The sequence below is a fragment of the Micromonospora sp. NPDC048947 genome, from assembly GCF_040649495.1.
GTDB lineage: Bacteria > Actinomycetota > Actinomycetes > Mycobacteriales > Micromonosporaceae > Micromonospora > Micromonospora alfalfae.
Genome location: NZ_JBEZFO010000012.1, coordinates 56528 through 78530 on the forward strand (window position 1 = coordinate 56528; position 22003 = coordinate 78530).

Here is a 22003-nt window from a genome sequence, read left to right on the forward strand (position 1 = left end):
ATGTGCACGAAACGACCTTGGTGTAGGTGGTGGAATGTTGCCGCCGCCGGCATGGCCTCCTCGTTGGGTTCCCAAGATCGGGGCTGATGCGGCAACCCGAGGTTGAAGCCCGCCGTGCAGGCGGTGGACGGGGCCTTGATGCTCTCGCCGCAGCAGTGACGGCCGGCGGCGAACAGGCCGAGAGCACGAGCGGCGGCAGGAGAGTACGTCAGGCCAGAATCGCGGGGTCGGCTTGATAACCAGTTGCGTCTCCGGCCACCGCTGATGCAGCGTACGGGCATGATCAATTCGGCTCGACTGCTTGCGGCCTACGACGAACAGCTTCGGACTGACGCCGAGACGCCGAGCGCGGTCTCAGTCACCCGACACGGGCCACTGCGTCTCGTGACCTTCGCGGGTGGTCGTGGGTTTGTCACCTACCGCGATCTCGGTGGGGCGGACGCCGATACGATTCGTCGGCTCGTCCCCGAGGCGCTCGCTCACTACCGGGCAGACCCCGAGATCGGGCGGGTCAAGTGGAAGGCACGTGGGCACGATCATGCGCCGGGGTTGCACGAGGCGTTGCTGGAGAATGGGTTCACCGCGGATGAGCCCGAGTCGATCATGATTGGCGAGGCGCAGCTACTGGCCGTTGACGTCTCGCTGCCCGAAGGCGTGACACTGCGTCGGGTCAGCGAGGAGGCGGACGTCCGCGCGATGAGTGCGATGCAGGACGAGGTCTTCGGGAACCCGGTCAGCGATGACATGGCGAACGCCCTCCTGCGCCGCCTGGCCCGCGATGACGGGATGGAGTTGTGGGTTGCGGAGGCGGAGGGACGGATCGTCAGCGCCGGCAGGCTGGAGCCGCTGCGGGGGACCGACTTCGCCGGGATCTGGGGCGGGGCGACGCGAGCGGAGTGGCGCGGCCGTGGGATCTACCGCGCGTTGACCGCGGCGCGGGCCCGCTCGGCACTCCGGATGGGCAAGACACTCATCAACAGCGACTCGACCGAGTACTCGCGTCCGATCCTTGAACGCTACGGCCTGATCAAGGTGTCGACGACGACGCCCTACAACTGGCAGCGGTGATCGCCCTTCTCGCGGCCCCACGTGGTCCCATCCCATCGCAGCGGGTGTCCATCCCACCTGCGTGGATGACACGCTGTGCGGATGCGACAGGTGACAGTGCTCGGCAGTTCCGGTGCCTTCCCCGAACCAGGCCGTGCCTGTAGCGGCTTCGCTGTGGACTGGGACGGCTACCGCCTGGTGCTTGACCTGGGCTACGCCACGCTGCCGCGGTTGCTCGAACACTGGCCCGATGGCGCGGTGGACGCCGTCGTCATCACCCATGAGCACCCGGATCACTGCGTCGACCTGCACGGTCTGTTCAGGATGCGGTTCTACGGTCAGCCGGGCGGGCCACGGCTGCCGTTGTACTGCCCGCCCGGCGTGCTCGACCGGCTCGGCGGCTTGGAGCCCGATGTCGACCTGCACGCGGTCTTCGACCTGCACCCGTTGCCGGCAGCTACCGGGTCGGGCCGTTCGACCTCGACGGGCTGTCTCTGCCGCACTTCGTGCCCAACGCCGGCATCCGGCTTCAGGCCGACGGAATTGCCGTGGCCTACTCGGGGGACACGGGGCCGACCCCCGCGTTGGCCGAGCTGGGCCGTGGCGCCGACCTGTTCATCGTCGAGGCGACGGACTACGAGGGCGAGGCCAGCCGTCCCACTCGAAACCTCATGACCTCCACCGAGGCCGGTGTGTGGGCTCGCCGCGCGGGTGCCCGCCGCCTGATGCTCACCCATTTCTGGCCCGGCAACGACCGGGCGGCCGCGGTGGCCGCCGCGCAGGTGGAGTTCGACGGTGCGGTGCTGGCGGCCGAGGAAGGGCTCACCCTGATGCTTGGAACACCAGACAGCTGACCTTCCTCTGTCGCACCGTGCGCGACTGCCCGTCGAGCGGCAGGCTCAATGACGTCGGAGCGCAGTCACTCGACGAATGTGCCATCCGCGTTCATGATCTCGTCTCGCACCAGCGGTACGAAGGCCGACCGGGTCCCGTCGTCCACGGCGACCGACATGCGGATGCGCCCATCGCCGTCATCAAGGGCGTGGCTGACCACGTGGTACCGCTTGCCGTCATCGCCGATGGCGTGGCGTACGTCCTTGTCATCGAGCATCGCGCACCAGTCGCGGTAGTTGACGCGTCGCCATTCAGCCAGGCGCACCTCGGCGAGCCCTGCCGCCGACTCGTTCTTCAGCTCCATCTGCTCAGCCTCTCAGCCGCGTTGTGGCCGTTAGCTTGTAGTAGTAGTAGCAAGACAGCGGCACGAGCTGGAATGCCGAGTCCCCAGGTTGATCGGCACGAGTACGCCGACCAGGACGTGCTGGAGGAAGGCATCGTCTTTGGGCAACGAGCCCTCCGTTCAGATGTCGAGAACGGCCGGGCGGGTCCGTCCTCGGGGAGGATGCGGTCACCGTGACCGCACCAGAGCAGGGAGATCCAGCATGGCGATCCAGCGGATGGACAACGTCCTCATCGTTGTCGAGGACCTCGACGTGGTCATCGCGTTCTTCGTCGAACTCGGCATGGAACTGGAGGGGCGGGGGCCGGTCGAGGGGCGGTGGGTGGAACGTGTCATCGGGATCGACGACGTCCGGCAGGAGGTCGCGATGCTGCGGACCCCGGACGGCTACGGCAAGGTCGAGTTGGCGATGTTCCACCGACCGACGGCGATCGGCGCGGAACCGAAGAACGCGCCGGCGAACACGCTGGGCATTCGACGGATCATGTTCGCCGTCGACGACATCGAGGACGTGATCACCCGGCTGCGCGGCCACGGCGCCGAACTCGTGGGGGAGTTGGAGCGGTACGAGGACGCCTACCGGCTCTGCTACGTCCGCGGCCCCGAGGGCATCCTCGTCGGACTGGCCGAACAGCTCACCTGAGACTCTACGCAGCTAACTACGGATCCGGCTCGCGGCCCTTCACCGCAGCGTCTCCGGCATAGCCACGTGCATTCCGAAAATACGGGCTTAATCAGCCGATCCGTCAGGTCGACCGGATGCTTGCCCTGCTGGCCGGTCCATCCGTCGCATTCGAATTCGTCCAGTTCGGCAGTTCGTACCGCCCGCACACGTTTGAGCCTGTCGCACAAGTCGATGAGATGACGTGTGATCACCGAGGCCATCGGCGTGTTCCCACCTTGTGGTCGCATGTCGAAACGGACTTGGCCTGTCCAGCATTCGAGATCGACCCCTCGTAAGTCCTGGATGGACCGTGTCTGGACGAGCCACCGGAGCGATCTTCGGAGCGTTCGGATCCGGTCCACACGACCCTGCCCGTCACCTAGCGGACGCCCCTTGAACAAACTTTGTGGGAAGCTTGAATCTGCTGGTGGGAGCAGGTGCGAACAGCGGGGGCTCATGGTCGCGCAATTCAGGCTGCTGGGCGATGTCGAGGCCTTCATCGACGGCAATGCGATTGACCTGGGGCATGTCCGTCAGCGATGCGTGCTGGCAGTTCTACTGGTCGAGGCGAACAAGGTCGTTCACGTCGACCAGTTGCTCGACAGGGTGTGGGTGGACCGGCCGCCGCAACGTGCACACGGTGCGCTCTACAGTTACCTCTCCCGGTTACGGCGCTGTCTGCGGAGCGCCGACGACGTCGCCATCGTCCGGCAACAGGGTGGTTACCTGCTCAAGGTCGATCCCATGATGGTGGATCTGCACCGTTTCCAGGAGTTGGTCTCCCGCGTCCGGCTCGCGGTGGACGACGACGACGCGCTGCGGCAGTTCGACGAGGCGATCGGGCTATGGCGCGGTGACCCGTTCGCGCGTCTGGACACCCCCTGGTTCAACACCCTGCGTACCGCTCTGCGTCAGGCGCGGCTGGCCGCCGAGCGCGACCGTACCGACATCGCCCTGCGTCGCGGTCGGCATTCGGCGTTGTTGTCCGAGCTGTCGCGTGAACTGGCCGAACAGCCATTGGACGAGCGTCTCGCCGGCCAGCTCATGCTGGCGCTGTCCCGCTCCGGTCGACAGGCGGAAGCCCTCGAGCAGTACCAGCAGATCCGGCAACGCCTGGCCGACGTGTTGGGCATCGACCCGGGGCGTGACCTGCAGGAGCTGTTTCTCCGGATCCTCCACGGCGATCGTGAGTTCGCCGCCTCGGCCGTGGTACGGGCATCTACGGAGCCGGCCACGGCTCATCCGCCCCGGCAACTGCCACCGCCGCCGGCGCACTTCGCTGGACGGGCTCGTGAGCTGGCGGCGCTGACCCAAGCCGTGGACCGCCAGCCCGAGAGCGGACCCGTCATCATGACTGTCGCGGGGATGGGTGGGATCGGTAAGACCTGGCTCACGTTGCGGTGGGCCCACGACAACCTGGACCGGTTTCCCGACGGACAGTTGGCTGTCAACCTGCGCGGCTTCGAGCCCACCGCGGAGGCGCTGCCATCGGCGGTAGCGCTACGCGGCTTCCTCGACACCCTCGGTGTACCGCCCGATTCGGTGCCGCTGGATCTGGACGCGCAGGTCGGGTTGTACCGCAGCCTTGTCGCCGGTCGGCGAATGCTGATCGTGCTCGACAACGCCCGCGACGCCGAGCAGGTCCGTCCGTTGCTGCCCGGTGTCGCGGGCTGCGTGGTGGTGGTGACCAGCCGACAGCAGTTGTCCGGCTTGGTGGCGGTCGAGGGCGCCCACCCGGTCACGCTCGACCTCCTCAGTACCGCTGACGCCCGGGAGCTGCTGGCACGTCGACTCAGCGGCGACCGGGTGGAGTCCGAACCGCAGCCGGTGGACGACATCGTCGAGCGGTGTTCCGGGTTGCCGCTGGCGCTGGCGATCGTGGCGGCCCGCGCGGCGACCCAGCCCGGGTTTCCGCTCGCCGCGCTCGGCCGGGAATTGGCCGAACTGCAGGGCGGCCTTGACGGCTTCTCAGGCAGTGGGGACCCGGCCACCGACCTACGGTCGGTGTTCTCCTGGTCGTACCGCGCGCTCGGCGAGCCGGCGGCGCGGCTGTTCCGCCTGCTTGGGCTGCACCCCGGGCCGGACACCTCGGTACGGGCTGCCGCCAGCCTCGCCGCCGTGCCGGAACGGCAGGTACGTGGCATCCTCGCTGAGCTGAACCGGGCGCAGCTTCTGGTGGAGTGGGCGCCGGGTAGGTACACCTGCCACGACCTGCTGCGGGCTTACGCGGCCGAACTGGTCGAGTCGGAGCCTGCGGAGGTACACCGCGACGCCCTGCACCGGATCGTGGAGCACTACCTCCACAGCGCTCAGTACGCCGACCGGCGGCTGTCCCCGCTGCGGAATCCGAGCGAGTCGCCGCCGGTCCAGGTGGGCGTTCAGCCGGAGGAGCCAGCGGACAACGCCCAGGCGTTGTCCTGGTTCGCCGAGGAGTACGCCGTGCTCAGGCAGGTGGTCGAGCTGGCCGCCAGGCACGGGCTCGACCGGTACGTCTGGCAGCTCGCCGGGGCACTGACCACCTTCCTGAGCCGCCGGGGCCACTGGGAGGACCTCATCGCCGTGCAGAACCGCGCGTTGGCTGTCGCCGAGCGCAATGGTGACCGGGCGGCGCAGGCCCAGGCGCACCAGGACATCGTTCCCGCCTACTCGGAGACGGGCCGGCTCGAGTTGGCCCGGGCTCACCTGGAACGCGCACTGATGTTGTTGGACGAACTTGCCGACCGGGTCGGCCAGGCGCACGCGCTGTTGACATTGAGCTGGGTCAGCGACAAGGAAGGCGATCAGGCGGCAGCGTTGCGCCATGACCGGCACGCGCTGAGACTGTTCCGCGACAACGGGCATCAGGCAGGCGCGGCCCGTGCTCTCAACGCGCTCGGTTGGGATCACGCAATGCTCGGGGAATACCAGGAGACGATCCGCTACTGCCAGCAAGCTGTCGTCCTGCAACGTCAGCTCGGGGACCGGACCGGCGAGGCGAACAGTTGGGACACGCTCGGCTATGCCCATCACCATCTCGGTCACTACCAGCGGGCGGCCCGCTGTTACCGCCGGGCGCTGAAACTCAACCGGGAACTGGGACACCGCTACAACGAGGCGGAGGCCCTACGGCACCTGGGTGACACCCAGCAGGCCCTCGGCCACCCGGAGGCGGCCAACCTCTGCTGGCTGCGCGCCCTGGAAATCCTCACAGCGATCGGGCATCCGGAGGTCGAACAGGTCCGCGACAAGCTCGCCGCGAGTCAGGGCGTGCCTGCCGATGCTCGCCCGCGGTCGGCTGGCTTCGCGAGGCTGCCAGCCGACCCGACTGCGTTGACCAAACCTCGCTGAGCAGACAGCCAGGTCAATCCACGGGAACGGCTTCTCTTCGTTGCTCGGGCAACAGTTCGGTCGGTATGCCGGGCCCGGCTGGCAGTCGGTCGGAGGTACCGGTCGCGGTCACCTTTCCGTCGGCGAGCACCACGACCCGGTCGGCGACCCGAATCGTCGAACTCCGGTGCGCGATCATCAGCACGCTGCATGAACGCGAGATGTTCCGCACCAACTCCGCCAACCCTGCCTCGTTGGCCGCGTCCAGATGCGCGGTCGGCTCATCGAGCAGCAGCAACCGAGGTCGGGGCAGCAACGCGCGAGCGATCGACACCCGCTGGCGTTCCCCACCGGAGAGCATGCTGCCGTGCTCGCCCACCTGGGTGTCGAGCCCGTCAGGCAGTCGGTCCACCACTTCGTCGAGGTTGGTCACCCGGAGCACTTCGGCGAGCTCATCCTCGTCGGCATCGGGGTGGGCGTAGGTGAGATTGTCACGGAGGGTGCCGGCGAGCAGCGGGCACTCCTGCTGGACGTACCCGACCGTCGACCGCAGTTCGTCGACCGGCATCGACGCGATGTCCCGGCCGTCAAGCAGGATCGTTCCCCGGGACGCCTCGTAGAAGCGCTCGACCAGGGCGAAGGTGGTGGTCTTGCCCGCACCGGACGTACCAACGAGAGCCACACTGGTATGCCGCGCGACGTCGAACGACACCCCCCGCAGCACCTCCCGGCCCGGACCGTAGGAGAAGTGGACATCGCGCAGTTCCAGGGCCGGCGTCTCTGGTCCGGCAATCGAAGCGGGCGGCCCGTTCCCGTCGTCGGCACCGTCCCGCTCGACGTCGGCGGTCTGCTCAAGGTCGAGCCCCATGGTCTCGTGGATGCGTTGCAGAGCAGCCATCCCCTTCTGCACGGCGCTTCCCCCGGCGAAGACGGCGACCAACGGGACGAGCAGGAACGACACGTACAGGAGGAAGGCGACGAACTGGCCGATGTCCAGGTGGCCGGAGGCGACGCGAGCACCACCGAGACCGAGTACGAGAAGGAATGAGCCGTTGGCGCTCAGGGACACGGCCGGAACGATCATCGCGTCCAGCCGAGCCACCCGGATGCCCGCGTCATACGCCTCCCGGGCTCGTCCACCGATCCGTTCGGCCTCACGATCCTCGGCCCTGGCGGCGCGAACCGTCCGCATCGCCGCCAGGGCACGCTCGAGATCGGCGAGAAGCAGACCGATTCGCCCCTGCGCGTGTTCCGACCAGCGCCTGATCCCGATCATCACGAACGCGAGAATCGACCCGCCCAGGGCCACCGACGCGACCGCGAAGACGAACAGGAACCAGTCGAGCCAGAGCATCAGCGCTACCGCACCTGCCAGTGACGCCACGCCGATGACCGCGTTGACGATCCCGTTGGCCACCACTGCCCGTAGCAGGGTGGTGTCGGTGCCGACCCGGGACAGGAGGTCACCGGTGCGGAGTTGGTCGTACTCCCGCATCGGCAGCCGCAACAGCCGGTCGGTCAGACCGAGTCGCAGCCGTAGCACCAGCGCCTCGCCGCCGCGTTGCAACAGGAAACTCTGCACACCCGAGATCGCCGCGGCGGCGAGGAAGAGGAGGACCAACCAGATCGCGAGTGACGTGACCGGTTGGCCGAGCAGCATCGCGTTGATCGTGCGCATGGCCAGCAGCGGCTGGACCAGGGCGAGACCGGCCGACACGATGCCGAGGACGGCCGCCACCAGCAGTACCGGCCGTTGTGGGCGGAGCAGGCCGAGCAGCTCACGCAACGGCACCGCGACGGGATCTGTCGGAGGCACCGGGCCGGCCTCCAGAGGGTTACGGCGGATATCGGTACGCACTGTGGGACTCCCTGGGTTTGACGAATGGACAGGGCGGGTGCGGGCGGCGCGTCCGGAACCTCAGGCGGCGGATGTCGCCGATACTCGCCGAGCCTCGGCCGGCGCCTCCTCGCTGACCCGCCGCCGGCCGGAGTCGACGCCGAGCAGCGGCGCGCTGAGCACGACGAGGTTGTAGAGTGCGTGCGCGACCAGGGCGGCAACGATCCCGATCTCGATGGCCACGAGCCCCAATGACACGCCGATGAGGGTCAGTTCGGCGAATCGGATCCACCGCGGACGGACCATGCTGCCGCTGTGCGTACCGGCCCACAGCAGCGCGGCGACCAGGGCGGCGAGCAACGGCTGACCGGTCAGCCAGAGGACGACCGGCACCGCGAGAAGCCGGAAGACCGCCTCCTCGCCGATCGAACTCTGCGCGGTCAGCGAGAGCACGTGGGGCAGGTCCATTCCGACCGTACGCAACGAGCGCCGGTCCGGGTTCGGAGACACCCGGGCGAGTCCCGTCCGACGCAGGAGCGCGTACCCGGCCGCGGCGAGTCCCAGCCAGATCGCTGCCAGGCAGGCGCCCCAGATCAGTTGCCGACCGAGATTCGAGGTTGTGGGAATCCCGACCCGCTGGGCGACCAGCGATCCGGCCAGGGCGGCGACCACCACCACGGCACTCATGGTCACCGCCGTCACCGCCGACGTGAGCGCGTTGATCGCCCTGAAGGCGGTCCAGGACTGCGTCCCCTCGTAACCGTGCACCGCTGTGTACCGGAACCGGTTGCCTTCACCGAAGAGGACCGCCAGCAGGACCGGCACCGCCAACAGTGCGGCCAACGACGCCTGCGCGGTACCACCGGCGAACGCGAGGAGGGCCACCCCGCCGACCAGTGCCAGCACCGAGCCGAGCAGCGCCCCCGCGCCGGCGAGGACTTCCCGCTGCTCGGCCCGCTCGAGTGCCGGTACCTGCTCGTTGGTCAACTCCACCAGGGAGTCGACGCGCAGCACTGTCGCGCCGAGTGACTCCACCTCGAACTCGATCCGGACGTCCGGACTGGTCGCCCGGAACCGGCGGGTACGCTCGGTCGACTCATCCTCACGGGTCCAGTACCCGGCGCCCACCGGCTCCGCCCCGGCCCAGACCCCGTCGCGGACCCCCAGCCGCTGTCGCAGCCCCGTGTCGTCGCCAGTGTCCGACGCCGGCCCGACGTCGGCGGCCCGATCCGCGCCATAGTCGGTCGCGGCGTCACGCCCTCGAACAGGTACGACACGGTCGACCACTCGACCGCGCAGATCACCGGCGAGTTCGAAGAGCACCACCTCGCCCCGGGGTGAGAGTCCGACCAGGACGGTGCCGTCGGCGCCAATGAAGCGGACCCGCCAGGAGCCCTGTAGACCCCACCCGTTGAGGAACTCCCGTTGCCGGCCGACGAGCCCGAGGTGGTGCAGCCGGTCGACGATGCCATCGAAGTGCAGGACGGCGAAGGAGCGCCAGCCCGTGGTGTCGAGACCGCAGAGGCGCCGTACCGTCGCCGCTGCCTGAACCGTTGCGGCAGCGGCGTCCATCACCGGGGGCATCGGCTCGGTGGGGTACGCCCGGGTCCGTAGGACGATGAAGAGCGCACCGAACAGCAGTCCGATAACGGCCAGAACGACACTCTCAGTCATGACCGCACCCCGAGCCGCAGCGCGCCGTACCGCAGCAGCCGCTGGTCGTCGCGTCCCCACGGATCGACGGCCCCGGCGTCAGACCGAACGGCAGGTCGACGTCTTCGCTGGGATTCAGCCGCTGGATACAGCGGCAACCGCGGGCAGTGGACCGGACGGCGGCCAGCCGACCAGGTTCCCCGATCAACTCGAGTGGCTCGGTGAGGATCCGACCGAGGGACTCCGCCTCGATCTGGCACGGGGTCACCTGGCCATCGGCGCGGACGTGCCAACTCAGGTAGCCGGGGGTGAGGAACTCGACGGGCAGCCCGATCGGCGCCAACTGCTCACCGAGATCCACGCACTGGTCCCAGCCCAGCGCCTCGAGGTTGAGGTGGCGTGTCTCCTGGAACTGCCGGATCACATCCGCGACCTGATCCGGTGTCAGTCCGAACCCGTCCTGGTCGCCCCTGCCCACCGGTACCACCCGACCTGCCCGGAACAGTCGGGCGCCGGCGCTGTCCACGTCGGAGACGACGGCGGCGACGTCCCGGTAGTTCGCGGGGGTCACCGTCATCGCGACGATCACGGGTATCCCTGCTGCGGTTAGGCGTCGCATCGTGTGCAGCGACTCGTTGTAGGCCCCGGCCCGGCCCCGGATGAGATCGTGCCGTTCGGCGCGTCCGTCGATGCTGATCTGGGCCCGGATGTTGCCGCAGGCGGCCGCCATCGCGACCAGTTCGTCGGACCAGTGCAGGCCGTTGGTGAAGATGTCGACGTGGTCGACCAGCGCGCTGGCGGTCGCCAGGATGCGGCGAAAGTCCCGGGCGATGGTCGGCTCACCACCAGTGAGGGTCACGGCCGCGATTCCGGACTGGGCCAGCCGCTCCAGCACCTTGACCCAGTCGTCGGCGGTCAACTCGCCGGGCAGGGCGGCTCCGGAGCTCGCGTAACAGAACGAACAGCTGAGGTTGCACCGGTTGGTGAGTTGGAGCGACGCCAGCAGCGGCAGGTACGCGTCGGTCGAGCCAGACACCCGCAGGGGCTGGTCGAGCGCCCCGTTGAGCCAGGAGGAGGTCAACCACGACCCGCTCAGTGCCTCGACCATCTCCGCCTGAACCTCGTCCGGGTCACGGCGGGAGGTGCCGGCCCGGATCCGGGCGGTGCGGACCACACTGCGCGTCCGTGCCAGTTGGAGGGCGATCTCCAGCGCCTCGCTGGACAGTCGTACGTAGTTCAGGCTGTTGCGGTCCACCAACAGTCCACCGACGGGTTGCAGGTGGACGCCCCAGTCAGGCGGTGGCGGGTCAGCGGTGCCGGCGACCGAGTCACCGGACGCGTGGGAAAGCGCGGTTGTCATAAGGGTTCCCTCGGGATTGGCCGGCCGTGGGCGCGGCGGCTGCGTCGGCGCCGTCCTGGTCTGGGGCCGGCGGGATTTCGTCGTCTGGAGAGGTACGGCCCCGGCCGTCCGGAGCGGGCATCACGCCCGCCCCGGACGGTCGGTCAGAATCGGTCACATGGCCTGCGAGTACGGCGGCGGCCCCCAGCACGCCGCGACGAACGGCGCCCAGCCGCTGGCCCAGCAAATGCCGCAACCCACGGACTTGATCATCGGTTCGGCCCGCTTCTCCGAGCCGAGTCGGTTGAGCGTGCTGCTCGACTTCTGCATGTCAATCACCCCCTCCCCGGATCACTCGGTCGACATCCCCGGAACAGTGCGACCCGTGACGAACCGCTCCGCAGCGGGTTATCTAGCGCCCGACTCCTCGCAAGCGAGACGAACCTCTGATCCGGGCCGCGCGTCGCCCGGATCCCCCCGTGTCGGTACTGTTCATCGGGGCCGTGACCGCAAATGTGCCGGGCGGCCATGCAGCAGATCTGCAACTAACCTTGAATCGACTGACCAGCAGGGTGTCTACGGCTAGCGCCGCACATGGGGTCATGCGCCGAGTGCGAGGCCCCGATTTCGGCCACTGTTGGTTGGGCTTCCGCCATGTTCCGTGCGGCCCGGTCGGACGACTTCGTGGATGGAGTCGTCGTCGCCACGACGTACCTCAACGTGATCCCGAACCTCACCCGGTCGGCGTCGCCGTACGCGGTCATCGAGAACGTCGTCGTCGAGGAGTCGCGGCGCGGCACCGGCCTGGGGCGGCTGATCATGGCCGGCACACTCCAGGCCGCCTGGGATGCGGGCTGCTACAAGGCGATGCTGATGACGGGTTCGCGCACGCCTGCGACGCACGCCTTCTACCGGGCCTGCGGGTTTTCACCCGACGCCAAGAGCGCATATCTGGCCCGACCGTCGCAGCGAAGGCCAGGCTGCTAGGCAGCGGGGAAGGTTTCGCGTAGGGCCGGGTCCAGCGTCCGGCCGCTCGTCGGTTCGATGAACAGGTCGGCGAGCAGCAGGTCGGCGAGGTAGGTGGGGTTGATGCCCGACTCCTTGCGGCCGAGGGACTGTAGCGCGCCGCCCAGTCGCAGGGCGGCCTTCGCGGCGCCGGACGGCAGGCGACGGACCCGGCGGGGTCGGCCCACCGCGTCAGCGATGCGGGCGATCATGTCGTGCCAGCTGAGGTTCTCGTCGGCGACCGGGAGGTCCGCGCCGCTGGTCTGCTCCAGGGCGTCGACAGCGACCTCGGCCACGCTGTGGGCGGAGGCGGCGGCGCTGCCGCCGGTCGGGGCGAGCAGCGGGGTACGCGAGCGGGCCCACCGGTCCAGCGGACCGGCCCAGTTGGGCAGTCGGTCGCCGGCCCGACCGAAGACGAAGGGCAGTTCGAGTACGGCGACCGGCAGGCCGTCGCCGGCGGCTGCCCGCCCCTCGCGGGCCTGCTCCAGACGGCACCTGATGTACGTGTGCCGTTCGGCGAGGCGCCACTGCGGGTGGAGCCGGTCGAAGTAGGTGTAGTAGGAGCCCATCACGACGCCCCGGGTGAGACCTTCGAGGCGGGCGGCGGTGAACAGGCGTACCACCGGGTCGACGTTGCCACTGCGGAACTCGGCATAGATCGGCTTGGGCAGCGGCCGCTGCTCGTCGGTGCGGGTGGCGTAGACGACGCCGTCGTGGCCGGCGAGCAATGGCCGCAGTTGCTCGATCGAGGCGGACCCGACGTCGAGCAGATGGTCGACGCCCGGCTGAGCGGTACGCGCCACGGTGGTCGCGACGTGGCCACGCCCCCGGAGAACGTCCACGACGTGAGCGCCGATCAGGCCGCTGCCACCCACCACAAGAATGCGCACGGTGCATCGTCCACTCTGGAGGCAGGCCTTTGTCAAGCGGCTGCGCCGCGATTCGACCAGAATGGCACCCGGAGGTGATCAACCATGGTCGACCAGGAGAGCGTGCCCAAGCTGTGTTCGGTGGTGCTCGACTGCACCGATGCGAGGGCGTTGGCGGAGTTCTATCGACAACTACTGGGCTTCGTCTACCGGCCCGGTGACGAACCGCCAGCGGCCGGCCAGGCCGACGAACGCGGCAGTGACTGGCTGGTGCTGCGGTCACCCGGTGGTGGACCGCAGATGGCGTTTCAGCAGGTGGAGCATTTGCCGGAGGCTACCTGGCCGACGAACACAGTGCCCCAGCAGCTGCACCTGGACCTGACCGTGGAGTCCGTCGAGGAGTTGCTGGTCCAGCATGAGCGGGTGCTGCGCCTCGGGGGCCGGCCGTTGTACGACCGGATCGACGACCCGGACGAGCCGCTGCGCGTGTACGCCGACCTGGCCGGGCATCCCTTCTGCGTCCTCGTCGGCTGAGTGGGTTTCCGTCACCGCGCCGGAGCGCAGGTTGACAACGGGCGAGGATGACGTCCGCGACCCCGACGTTCGCATAGGTTCGAGGTACGCAACACCATCGCTGTGAAACGGGGTTGAGGATGCCGGAACCGCGCGCCTTCTGGCTGGACGAGCAGTTCGACCGTGAGCACGGCACCGACGGGCGCGGCCGGTACGAGGCCGAGGTGTTTCGTCGGATCGACGAGTTCGGTGACACCTGGGGTGACTTCGCGCCCGTCGCGTTCGCGGTGACCGCCTGGCGGCTGGCCGCCGAGCTGTCGCCGGGCTTCGTCCGCTGGCACCGGCGGATCATCTCGGCGACCTGCGCGCGCAGCCCGTGGGACGGCAGCCTGGTCTGCGCGGTGACGGTGGCCTCGCGCTGGCCGGCCGAGCTGACCTGGACCAAGCAGTGGCAGCGCGATCGCGGTTGGCAGGACTGGCCCCGGTTGTTCGGCCAGTTCACCACGCCCACCGAGGAGGACCAGACGCGCCGCCCGCACCTGCGCGCGCTGCTGCAGGTGGAGGCGCCGGTCCCGCTCGACGACCTGCCGCCGACGCCCGACGGTCCGGACGACGAGGTCGCCGCAGCGGCGCGCCGGGCAGTGGCGGTGCTGGCCCGCGAGCTCAACGACCTCCTCGCGCCGATGATCGGGCAGCTCGACGCCGGAGTGCCGGCGGACTCCTGAGTTGCGCGTCCGCCGGTAGGGTCGTCGGCGTGGATCTGGACGATATCGCCGCCCGGCTCGCAGTGCCCGTCGAGGAGGTCGACCGCGTGCACCGGCTCGCCGGTGACTGGCCGTCAGTTCCGTTGCCAGCCACTGCCGACGCGCCCGCCATCCTCGACCGGCTCGCCGTGCGGCCGGACGACGCCGCCGAGATCATGGCGGGCTGGCCCGACCCCGACTCTCCGCACTGGACTCCGGAGCTGCGCTGGCTGCTCGACCGTTCGATCGCCCTGGTCCGCGCCGACCTCGCCGGTTACGACTGGTTGTCGCCCGGCCCGGAGCTGCCGCGAGAGCGAGGGCCCGCCTGGCGGCACCTCTACGTGTACGCGTACCTGGCCCTGGTCGACGTGGTGCGCGGTTACCACAGCGACCACGGCGTCCCCGGTGCCGTGACCTGGGTGACCCTGGCTGACCTGGGCCGCAACCTCGCCGTCGACCGACGGATGCGCGGCGAGGGCTGGCCGATCATGCAGAGCTGGCTGACGCTGCACTCGCGCGGCAGCGTCTATGAGCTGGGTCGGCTGCAACACCAGCGCGGTGACGGCGCCATCGGCCTGCACGTCCCCGAGTCGGGGCCGTTGACCCCGGAGGCGATCGAGGCGTCCCTCGACGAGGCCCGCGCGTTCTTTCCCCGGCACTTCCCCGACGAGCGCTACACAGCGTTTTCCTGTGCCTCGTGGCTGCTCGACCCGCAGCTGCGCGACTACCTTCCCGAGGACTCCAACATCGTGCGGTTCCAGCGCCGGTTCGAGCTGGAGCCCTACGACGAGTCCGCGGGGCCGGACGCCGACATAGAGGTGCTGCGGTTCGGGTTCCGGACCCTGACCACGCCGCTCGACGAACTGCCGCGCCGCACTGCGCTCCAGCGCGCGATCATCGACCACCTGCGGGCCGGCGGCCACTGGCACTGGCGCCACGGTCGCTTCCCGATCTAGACACCCGCGTTCCACCACGCGCCGTTGGCGGCCGCCTGGCCTGCCGGTTCGATGACTTCCCACACCTGCGCGATGAGTCCGTCGGCGATCCGCAGGACGTCGACCACCACGATCTCCGGCCCTCCGTCGGGGAGTCGGCGTCGTGAGTGCACCACGACGTGGTCACCGTCGGCCAGCAGGTGCAGGATGTCGACCCGCATGCCGGCGGTCGGGCCCAGTGCGGCGCGAACCGCGGCGAGCCACTGCGCCCTGGTCGAGGTCGTCGAATCCGACCGGTGATGGGTGAAGTCCTCGCTCAGGTACGAGGCGAGCGTGTCGACGTCGCCGGTGTCGACAAGCCCCGCCAACGCACGTCCGACGATGCTCTTGTTCTCGGTGGTCATGGCCGCAAGTGTTTCCCCGGCCTCGTGCGCTTGTCGATGACATCGCACTTCATGGCGCCCGGAGCGACGATGAGTAGGCTCATGATCATGTATGCGGTCGGGGAACTCCTGCGGCAGTGGCGCAAGCGCCGAGGGCTCAGCCAACTTGACCTGGCGATCGCCGCGGATGTCTCGGCTCGGCACGTCAGCCTGGTCGAGACCGGCAGGTCCACGCCGAGCGCCGACATGATCATCCGGCTCGCCGACCAGCTCCACGTGCCGCTGCGTGACCGCAACCAGCTGCTGCTCGCCGCCGGCTTCGCGCCCCGGTACGCGCAGCGCCCGCTCGACGACACCGCACTGTCGGGCGCCCTCGACGCGGTCCGCAGGGTGCTCCAGGCGCACGAGCCGTATCCGGCGCTGGTCTTCGACCGCCGGTGGAACATCGTGCTCACCAACAGCGCCGTCGACCCGTTCTTCGCGTACGCGGCGCCCGACCTGTTGCGCCCACCGGTGAACCTGGTTCGGCTGGGTCTGCACCCGCGCGGGCTCGCACCCCTGGTCGTCAACCTGGCGGACGTGCGGGCGGTGTTCCGCAGCCGGATCTCGCGTCAGCTCGCCGCCGCTCCCGACGCGGAACTCGCGGCGCTCTACGACGAACTGCTGAACCCGCTGCCCGAGGAGCCGACGGACCAACGGGTCGACGCCGACGTGGTGATCCCGATGATCCTGCGGATCGGTGGGCGCGAGCTGCGGCTGTTCTCGACCATCACCACGTTCGGCACTCCGATGGACATCACCATCGAGGAGATCGCTGTGGAGTCCTACTACCCGGCGGACCAGCAGAGCGCCGCCTACTTCACACGGTAGGGCCCGGCCTGGTCGGTTACCAGGCCGGGCCCTGTGCACACACCCTCGGTCAGCCGGTGGTCAGGACGAACCTCTCCCAGGCACCCACCGACGTACGGTTGGCGATCAGGGATCCGGCCCCGGCGTTCTCGGCGCACACGATCTGGTTGTTGACAGTGGCGCGCAGGCTCACCGTCCCATCCGAGTTGGTGATGAGCTGGAACGTCTCCCACGATCCGATCGCCGTGGCGTTGGCGACCAACGGGTTGGCGCCCGCGTTCGCGGCGGAGACGTAAAGCCCGTTGGCGCGCGACCGCAGGGCGATGTTGCCGTTGCCGGCGTCCACCCGGTCGAACTGCTCGGTCGTGCCGACGCTGGCCTTGTTGGCGATCAGTGCCGTGCTGCCGACCGCCGACACGTACTGGCTGTTGACCTGCGCCCGCAGGGTGCTCGCCGGTGAGCCGCTACCGGTGCCGGTCGCGAAGGTGAACGCGTCGACGTCGAACAGGTAGCCCGACCCACCCTTGAAGACCAGGTACAACGTCGTCGACGCGGTGGGTGGGTTGCTGATCGTGCCGGACGCCTCGACGAAGGTCTCCCAGTTGCCCGTCACCGGCACCGTGACGGTGCCCAGCAGGCTTCCGGTGGCCGACCCGGCCCGGACCTCGATGGTGCCACCGGCGCCGGCCGACGACGCCCGTACGGTGATGCGGTTGGCGTTGGACAGGTTGTACGGCTGGTAGGAGATCCAGTCGTTGTTCTCGATGAACCCGGCCGTGCGGCCACCCTCGGCGCTGGTGTGGTCGGTGGCCTGGACACCGGACTGGGCGCCGAAGTGCTCACCCTGGCGGTGCTTCGGTTGCAGCGTCTTGATGCTGTGCGTGGTCAGCCCGCCGTTGTCGGTGTACGCGGCGTCGAACACCCCGTAGATGTTGGCGGCCGAGTCATGCTCACCGTCGGTCGGCAAGGTGATCGAGCCACTGCACCCGGTCTTCGAGGTGATCTGGTGGGCGTGGCTGTCATGGCCCAGCGCGTACGTCAGGCTCACCTTGGAGCAGTCGATGGTGCCGTCCTGCGGGTCGCTCACCGAGATCTGGTACGACACCGTGTCACCGAAGCTGAACAGCTGCCCGTCGGCGGGCGAGGTGAGCGTCACCGTCGGGGCCGTGTTGCCCACGGTGATGACCAGGCTCGCCGTGCCGGTCAAGCCATTCGGGTCGGTGACCCTCAACGTGGGGGAGTAGGTGCCGTTCGTGGTGTACGTCTTGGTCGGGTTCGCCGCCGTCGACGTGGTGCCGTCACCGAACGTCCACAGGTAGCTCAGCGAGCCACCCTCGGGGTCCGAGCTGCCGGCCGACGAGAAGTTGACGGTCAGCGGGTTGGCCCCTGACGTGGGGTTGGCCGAGGCGACAGCGATCGGGTTGCGGTTGCCACCACCGATGTACTCGATCCGGAACAGCGCCTGGTTGTTCGAGCCGGTGCCGTAGTCCAGCACGTAGAGCGCGCCGTCCGGGCCGAAGGCCATGTCCATGACCTGCGTGCCGCTCCACGGGAAGTTGGAGATCTCCCCGCGCGAGCCGTCGGAGTTGACCTTGATGGCCTTGATCCAACGGCGGCCGTACTCGCCGGCGAAGAACTGGCCGTCCAGCGACTGCGGGAACTTGATGCTGGAGTTGAGCGAGGCGTTGTACCGGTAGACCGGCCCGCCCATCGGCGACTCCGAGCCGCTGCCGAACTCCGACGGCGAACCGGAGTCACCCGCGTACTTGATCCAGGCCGGCTTCGCCGCGGGCAACGTGCCGAGCCCGGTGTTGCGGAACGAGTTGTTCGTCGGCCCGCCCGTGCAGTTGTACTTGGACTGCGACGGCCCGGACGGGAAGGTGTATTCATTGTATGTTTCGGTGCTCGTGTTGCTGCCGGTGCAGTACGGCCAGCCGAAGTTGCCGGGCGCCGCGATGCGGTTGAACTCGACCTGACCCTGGGGGCCCCGGCTGGAGTTGGTGCTTCCCGCGTCCGGGCCGTAGTCGCCGAGGTAGACGACGCCGGTCCCCTTGTCGACGCTCATCCGGAACGGGTTGCGCAGACCCATCGCGTAGATCTCGGGACGGGTGTTGGCCGTACCGGGCGCGAACAGGTTGCCCGACGGGATCGTGTACGTCCCGTCGGCCTGCGGCTTGATCCGCAGCAGCTTGCCCCGCAGGTCGTTGGTGTTGCCCGCCGAGCGCTGGGCGTCGAACTGCGGGTTGCGGTTGGTCCGCTCGTCGAGCGGCGCGTAGCCGGACGACTCGAACGGGTTGGTGTCGTCGCCGGTGGTCAGGTACAGGTTGCCGGCGGCGTCGAAGTCCAGGTCGCCGCCGACGTGGCAGCACTGCCCACGGTCATTGGCGACCTGGAGCACGATCTTCTCGCTGCCCAGGTTGAGCGTGTCGTCGGAGTTGAGGGTGAACCGCGACAGCCGCAGGTGCCCCTTCCACCGGTCCCAGTCAGACTGCGAACCGGTGGTCGGGGCGTCCCCGGACGGGGTGCTCAACGTGGGCGAGTAGTACAGGTAGATCCACCGGTTGGTGGCGAAGCCGGGGTCGACGGCGACGCCCTGCAACCCCTCCTCGTCGTGGGTGTAGACCGACAGGGTGCCGGAGGTCTTGGTGTTGCCGGCCACGTCGGTCACCCGCAGCACGCCGTTGCGGGCGGTGTGCAGCACCGAGCGGTTGGGCAGAACGGCCAGGGACATGGCCTCACCCAGCTCGGCCGAGCCGGTGGCGAGTTTGACCTGCTGATAGTCGGAGGCGGGAATCACCGCGGCCTGCGCGGTGGACGGTGCAGCCACAGCGAGGGCCGCGCTTGCGACGGTGAGAACCGCCGCGAAGAGCGCCCGGGGCCAGCGCCGGGGATACGAGAGCATGATCGTCCTTTCTCGACGACCGGGGGACGGGCGCGCGGGGGCGCGCCACGACCAGGTGGTGGTGGAGTGCGAGCGGGGGGGTCAGGTCAGCTGGTGGTGACCAGGTCGAACTTCTCCCACTGGCCGATGGAGGTGCGGTTGGCGATCAACGGGGAGGCGCCCCCGTTGTCGGCGGAGACGTACCGGCTGTTCACCGTGGCCCGCAGGCTCACCGTGCCGTCGGAGTTGCGGATGAGCTGGAACGTCTCCCAGGCGCCGGCGCTGCCCCGGTTGGCGATCAGCGCGGCGGCCCCGGCGTTCTCGGCCGCGACGTACTGCGAGTTGCTCTTGGCCCGCAGCGCCACGTTGCCGTTGGCCAGGTTGACCAGGTCGAACCGCTCGCTGGTGTTCACCGAGGTCTTGTTGGCGATCAGCGCGGTGGTCGAGTTGGGCGCGCTGACGTACTGGTTGTTGGCGCGGGCCCGCAGGGTGGAGCCGCTGGCGGTGGGCGGCGGGGTCGTGGTGCGCGGCGAGCAGTCGGCCGTCACGGAACCCGCGGCGACCTGGAGGCCGCCGAGCAACATCCGGGTGAAGTTCGGATCGGTGTACGACGCCTCGGTGTGTCCGAGGCCCGTGTACCAGGCACGCCCGCCACCGTAGGCCTTGCACCAGGTGATCGGGTGGTCGCCGTTCATGTTGCCGCCGCTGTAGGACGACTCGTCGAGGCTGGCCAGCACCCGCGCGCTGGACCGGGGGTTGGTGCGGTAGTTGTACCACTCGTCGGAGCGGACCCAGGTGGTGCCGAGGTGGGCGGTCGAGGGGTTGGTCTGGTCCTCGATCCGCACCGTGGCGTTCTGGATGGCCGGGTGCGAGTCGAACCATGCGCCGACCAGCGAGCCGTACCACGGCCAGCTGTACTCGGTGTCGGCGGCGGCGTGTACGCCGACGTAGCCACCACCGGCGGCGATGTACGACTCGAACGCGCTCTGCTGGCTGGCGTTGAGGACGTCGCCGGTGGTCGACATGAAGACCACCGCCTGGTACTGGGCCAGGTTGGAGGTGGTGAACTGGGCGGCGTCCTCGGTCGAGGTGACGGTAAAGCCGTTTGGCGAGCCGAGCTGCTGGATCGCCGCGATGCCGTTGGGGATGGACGAGTGCCGGAAGCCGGCGGTCTTGCTGAACACCAGGACCTTGGTCAGTGGCGCCGCCGAGGCGGGCGTCGGCAGTGCGACCAGGCTGGCCAGCATGACGGCCAGGCCGGTGACGAGTGCCAACAGGCGGGGACGGGAACGCATGGTCTTGCTCCTCTGCTGAGCGTCTACCTCAGGCTGTGCGCACGGGCAGGCCGGAGGCCGCGATGGCGGTGGTGCGGGAGCCGGGCCGCCGATGCTCGGCTGAGGTGGTGGTGGGGGTGCAGGGGTTGGGCGGTGACACCGGCCGAAGATGCAGACGTCCCACAGTGGACGATCTAAATTCATCGACTGGCATCGTTGACGCAGTAAACCTCCGATGTCTAGGCCCCGTCAAGCCCAGGTGTTCCGGTCCGACTACGCCCGTGCACGACCGACGGCGGCGTGGAGGTAAGACGTATCGTCGGTGTGATGAGCACCGACGAAGATCGAGAACGGCTCGCCGAGCAACTCGTGGCGCTGCCGGTCCGCGAGCTGGTCGACGTCCTGCGCCGGGCCCTGCCGCACTACACGGCCGAGGCGTACGGCATGCGAACTGCGCTGACTCTGGCGAGCGTCACCTACTACGCGGACGAGGTCGAACCGGGCCTCAACGTGGAACTGGTCGCCTGGCCGGACCGCGACTACTACGACGGGGGCCTCGGGATCGACCAGGGCCTGTGGGAGAACGGCCACTGCGCACTGTGCGACATCGAGGTCACCTCGAATGCCAAGCGCGCGTTCTGCCCGTACTGCGGATCCGCGTGTGCCCTGACCTGAGCCCCACGTCGGCCGGCCGTCCCGTGGCCAGCCGCTTCCGCCCTACCGGGTGCCCCGGGTCGCCATCAGAATGAGGTCGGCGATCGTCTCCGGGTGGGTGACCATGGCGAGATGCGACGATTCGACCTCGATGGTCGTCGCGTTCATCCGCTCGGCCAGGAAACGCTCCAGCTCCGGCGCGGTGGTGCGGTCCTCTGTGGAGATCGAGTAATAGCAGGGCCGGTCCCGCCAGGCGGCCGTCGTCGTGCGGCCCTCGAAGAGGTTCTTGGTGATCGGGCCCTGCACCGCGTACAGAGCGCGGGCCCGGGTCTGCTCGATTCCCCCGGCGAAGTCGGCCAGGAAAGCGCTCTCGCTGAGCTGCGCGTACCCGTCGTGGTGCACGAGGCCGGCGTTCGCCGGTGGCGTGGGGTACCTGGCGGCGAGCGCGGCGTAGTCCTCGCCAGCGTCCGGCGCGCGGGCGGCGACGTACACCAGGGCGGTGACCCTCGGGTGGTTGCCGGCCTCGCTGATGACCGTGCCGGCCCACGAGTGGCCCACCAGCACCGTCGGCCCGTCCTGCCGGTCGAGGGCGCGGTTGGTGGCCGCGACGTCGTCGGCCAGGGAGGTCAGCGGGTTCTGGACCGCGGTGACCGTCAGCCCGGCCCGCTGTAGCAGCGGGATGACGTCGGACCAGGAGGACCCGTCGGCGTACGCGCCATGGACCAGGACGACGTTGCGGGCGGGCCTGGCCGAAGACGTGTCGCTCATCCGAAAACCTCCGCATGACGCCGTGCCGCCGCCCGTTGCTCGACGA

General features: G+C 69.0%; 19 protein-coding genes and 1 pseudogene. 10 read left to right on the plus strand and 10 right to left on the minus strand.

Annotated features, from left to right (window positions below):
* The first annotated feature begins 279 nt into the window (after positions 1-279).
* Positions 280-1068 carry a GNAT family N-acetyltransferase gene (locus AB0B98_RS18495; RefSeq protein WP_357364002.1) on the plus strand — a complete coding sequence of 263 codons (789 nt, stop codon included), beginning with the start codon at positions 280-282 and terminating at the stop codon, positions 1066-1068.
* A gap of 81 nt (positions 1069-1149) precedes the next feature.
* Positions 1150-1901 (plus strand): annotated as a pseudogene (locus AB0B98_RS18500) (MBL fold metallo-hydrolase).
* Between the two features lie 65 nt (positions 1902-1966).
* Here AB0B98_RS18500 and AB0B98_RS18505 read toward each other — a convergent pair.
* Positions 1967-2245, minus strand: a complete 279-nt coding sequence (locus tag AB0B98_RS18505) for a hypothetical protein (protein WP_357364004.1) — start codon at positions 2243-2245, stop codon at positions 1967-1969.
* 241 nt (positions 2246-2486) lie between these two features.
* Between AB0B98_RS18505 and AB0B98_RS18510 the strand changes: the two genes are divergently transcribed.
* The gene (locus tag AB0B98_RS18510; protein ID WP_357364006.1) at positions 2487-2927 is read left to right on the plus strand and encodes a VOC family protein; all 441 of its coding nucleotides are present in this window, start codon (positions 2487-2489) and stop codon (positions 2925-2927) included.
* Between the two features lie 477 nt (positions 2928-3404).
* Positions 3405-6275: a BTAD domain-containing putative transcriptional regulator gene (locus tag AB0B98_RS18515; protein WP_357364007.1), complete on the plus strand. Its 2871-nt coding sequence runs from the start codon at positions 3405-3407 to the stop codon at positions 6273-6275.
* 13 nt (positions 6276-6288) lie between these two features.
* Here the strand turns inward: AB0B98_RS18515 and AB0B98_RS18520 are convergent, their stop codons facing one another.
* The 4 genes from AB0B98_RS18520 to AB0B98_RS18535 all read right to left on the minus strand — a co-directional run bounded on the left by AB0B98_RS18520 (position 6289) and on the right by AB0B98_RS18535 (position 11413).
* On the minus strand, positions 6289-8112 hold the full coding sequence (locus AB0B98_RS18520; protein WP_357364009.1) for an ABC transporter ATP-binding protein: 1824 nt from the start codon (positions 8110-8112) through the stop codon (positions 6289-6291).
* 60 nt (positions 8113-8172) lie between these two features.
* A complete protein-coding gene (locus AB0B98_RS18525) occupies positions 8173-9765 on the minus strand; it encodes a CPBP family glutamic-type intramembrane protease (RefSeq protein WP_357364011.1) in 1593 nt (530 codons plus the stop codon).
* Positions 9758-11104 carry a sporulation killing factor system radical SAM maturase gene (skfB, locus tag AB0B98_RS18530; RefSeq protein WP_357364013.1) on the minus strand — a complete coding sequence of 449 codons (1347 nt, stop codon included), beginning with the start codon at positions 11102-11104 and terminating at the stop codon, positions 9758-9760. Before skfB ends, AB0B98_RS18525 begins: the two co-directional genes overlap by 8 nt.
* A 153-nt stretch (positions 11105-11257) precedes the next feature.
* The gene (locus AB0B98_RS18535; RefSeq protein WP_357364015.1) at positions 11258-11413 is read right to left on the minus strand and encodes a hypothetical protein; all 156 of its coding nucleotides are present in this window, start codon (positions 11411-11413) and stop codon (positions 11258-11260) included.
* 324 nt (positions 11414-11737) lie between these two features.
* On the opposite strand from AB0B98_RS18535, the gene AB0B98_RS18540 reads away from it, so the two are divergent.
* Positions 11738-12070, plus strand: a complete 333-nt coding sequence (locus tag AB0B98_RS18540; protein ID WP_357364017.1) for a GNAT family N-acetyltransferase — start codon at positions 11738-11740, stop codon at positions 12068-12070.
* Here the strand turns inward: AB0B98_RS18540 and AB0B98_RS18545 are convergent.
* Positions 12067-12978 (minus strand): NAD-dependent epimerase/dehydratase family protein, encoded by a 912-nt coding sequence (locus AB0B98_RS18545; protein WP_357364019.1) that lies wholly within the window; start codon positions 12976-12978, stop codon positions 12067-12069. The genes AB0B98_RS18540 and AB0B98_RS18545 overlap by 4 nt on opposite strands.
* Before the next feature lie 84 nt (positions 12979-13062).
* Between AB0B98_RS18545 and AB0B98_RS18550 the strand changes: the two genes are divergently transcribed.
* From AB0B98_RS18550 to AB0B98_RS18560, 3 genes are all read left to right on the plus strand, one after another.
* Entirely contained in the window at positions 13063-13491 is a 429-nt protein-coding gene (locus AB0B98_RS18550) for a VOC family protein (protein ID WP_357364021.1), read from the plus strand.
* A 119-nt stretch (positions 13492-13610) separates the two neighbouring features.
* Positions 13611-14195: a hypothetical protein gene (locus tag AB0B98_RS18555; RefSeq protein ID WP_357364022.1), complete on the plus strand. Its 585-nt coding sequence runs from the start codon at positions 13611-13613 to the stop codon at positions 14193-14195.
* A gap of 29 nt (positions 14196-14224) precedes the next feature.
* Positions 14225-15169, plus strand: coding sequence for an acyltransferase domain-containing protein (locus AB0B98_RS18560; protein WP_357364024.1), 945 nt, complete (start codon positions 14225-14227; stop codon positions 15167-15169).
* On the opposite strand, the gene AB0B98_RS18565 is transcribed toward AB0B98_RS18560, so the two are convergent.
* Entirely contained in the window at positions 15166-15552 is a 387-nt protein-coding gene (locus AB0B98_RS18565) for a nuclear transport factor 2 family protein (RefSeq protein WP_357364025.1), read from the minus strand. The two genes, AB0B98_RS18560 and AB0B98_RS18565, sit on opposite strands and share 4 nt — an antisense overlap.
* 69 nt (positions 15553-15621) lie before the next feature.
* Here AB0B98_RS18565 and AB0B98_RS18570 point away from each other — a divergent pair, with 69 nt between their 5' ends.
* Positions 15622-16401 carry a helix-turn-helix transcriptional regulator gene (locus tag AB0B98_RS18570; protein ID WP_357364027.1) on the plus strand — a complete coding sequence of 260 codons (780 nt, stop codon included), beginning with the start codon at positions 15622-15624 and terminating at the stop codon, positions 16399-16401.
* 49 nt (positions 16402-16450) lie between these two features.
* Here the strand turns inward: AB0B98_RS18570 and AB0B98_RS18575 are convergent, their stop codons facing one another.
* Positions 16451-19282 (minus strand): PQQ-dependent sugar dehydrogenase, encoded by a 2832-nt coding sequence (locus tag AB0B98_RS18575; RefSeq protein ID WP_357364029.1) that lies wholly within the window; start codon positions 19280-19282, stop codon positions 16451-16453.
* 86 nt (positions 19283-19368) lie between these two features.
* Positions 19369-20556, minus strand: a complete 1188-nt coding sequence (locus AB0B98_RS18580; protein WP_357364031.1) for a ThuA domain-containing protein — start codon at positions 20554-20556, stop codon at positions 19369-19371.
* A gap of 306 nt (positions 20557-20862) precedes the next feature.
* Here AB0B98_RS18580 and AB0B98_RS18585 point away from each other — a divergent pair, with 306 nt between their 5' ends.
* Complete coding sequence (locus AB0B98_RS18585; RefSeq protein WP_357364033.1) at positions 20863-21210, plus strand: hypothetical protein; 348 nt, start codon at positions 20863-20865, stop codon at positions 21208-21210.
* A gap of 42 nt (positions 21211-21252) precedes the next feature.
* Here AB0B98_RS18585 and AB0B98_RS18590 read toward each other — a convergent pair whose 3' ends face one another.
* Complete coding sequence (locus AB0B98_RS18590; protein ID WP_357364035.1) at positions 21253-21957, minus strand: alpha/beta hydrolase; 705 nt, start codon at positions 21955-21957, stop codon at positions 21253-21255.
* Positions 21958-22003: the final 46 nt, after the last annotated feature.

Bases quoted from the DNA above. Each gene is read 5' to 3' on its own strand.
- AB0B98_RS18495 (WP_357364002.1), top strand. From the start codon at position 280: ATGATCAATTCGGCTCGACTGCTTGCGGCCTACGACGAACAGCTTCGG.
- AB0B98_RS18505 (WP_357364004.1), bottom strand. From the start codon at position 2,245: ATGGAGCTGAAGAACGAGTCGGCGGCAGGGCTCGCCGAGGTGCGCCTG.
- AB0B98_RS18510 (WP_357364006.1), top strand. From the start codon at position 2,487: ATGGCGATCCAGCGGATGGACAACGTCCTCATCGTTGTCGAGGACCTC.
- AB0B98_RS18515 (WP_357364007.1), top strand. From the start codon at position 3,405: ATGGTCGCGCAATTCAGGCTGCTGGGCGATGTCGAGGCCTTCATCGAC.
- AB0B98_RS18525 (WP_357364011.1), bottom strand. From the start codon at position 9,765: ATGACTGAGAGTGTCGTTCTGGCCGTTATCGGACTGCTGTTCGGTGCG.
- skfB (WP_357364013.1), bottom strand. From the start codon at position 11,104: ATGACAACCGCGCTTTCCCACGCGTCCGGTGACTCGGTCGCCGGCACC.
- AB0B98_RS18535 (WP_357364015.1), bottom strand. From the start codon at position 11,413: ATGCAGAAGTCGAGCAGCACGCTCAACCGACTCGGCTCGGAGAAGCGG.
- AB0B98_RS18540 (WP_357364017.1), top strand. From the start codon at position 11,738: ATGTTCCGTGCGGCCCGGTCGGACGACTTCGTGGATGGAGTCGTCGTC.
- AB0B98_RS18550 (WP_357364021.1), top strand. From the start codon at position 13,063: ATGGTCGACCAGGAGAGCGTGCCCAAGCTGTGTTCGGTGGTGCTCGAC.
- AB0B98_RS18555 (WP_357364022.1), top strand. From the start codon at position 13,611: ATGCCGGAACCGCGCGCCTTCTGGCTGGACGAGCAGTTCGACCGTGAG.
- AB0B98_RS18565 (WP_357364025.1), bottom strand. From the start codon at position 15,552: ATGACCACCGAGAACAAGAGCATCGTCGGACGTGCGTTGGCGGGGCTT.
- AB0B98_RS18570 (WP_357364027.1), top strand. From the start codon at position 15,622: ATGAGTAGGCTCATGATCATGTATGCGGTCGGGGAACTCCTGCGGCAG.
- AB0B98_RS18575 (WP_357364029.1), bottom strand. From the start codon at position 19,282: ATGCTCTCGTATCCCCGGCGCTGGCCCCGGGCGCTCTTCGCGGCGGTT.
- AB0B98_RS18580 (WP_357364031.1), bottom strand. From the start codon at position 20,556: ATGCGTTCCCGTCCCCGCCTGTTGGCACTCGTCACCGGCCTGGCCGTC.
- AB0B98_RS18585 (WP_357364033.1), top strand. From the start codon at position 20,863: ATGAGCACCGACGAAGATCGAGAACGGCTCGCCGAGCAACTCGTGGCG.
- AB0B98_RS18590 (WP_357364035.1), bottom strand. From the start codon at position 21,957: ATGAGCGACACGTCTTCGGCCAGGCCCGCCCGCAACGTCGTCCTGGTC.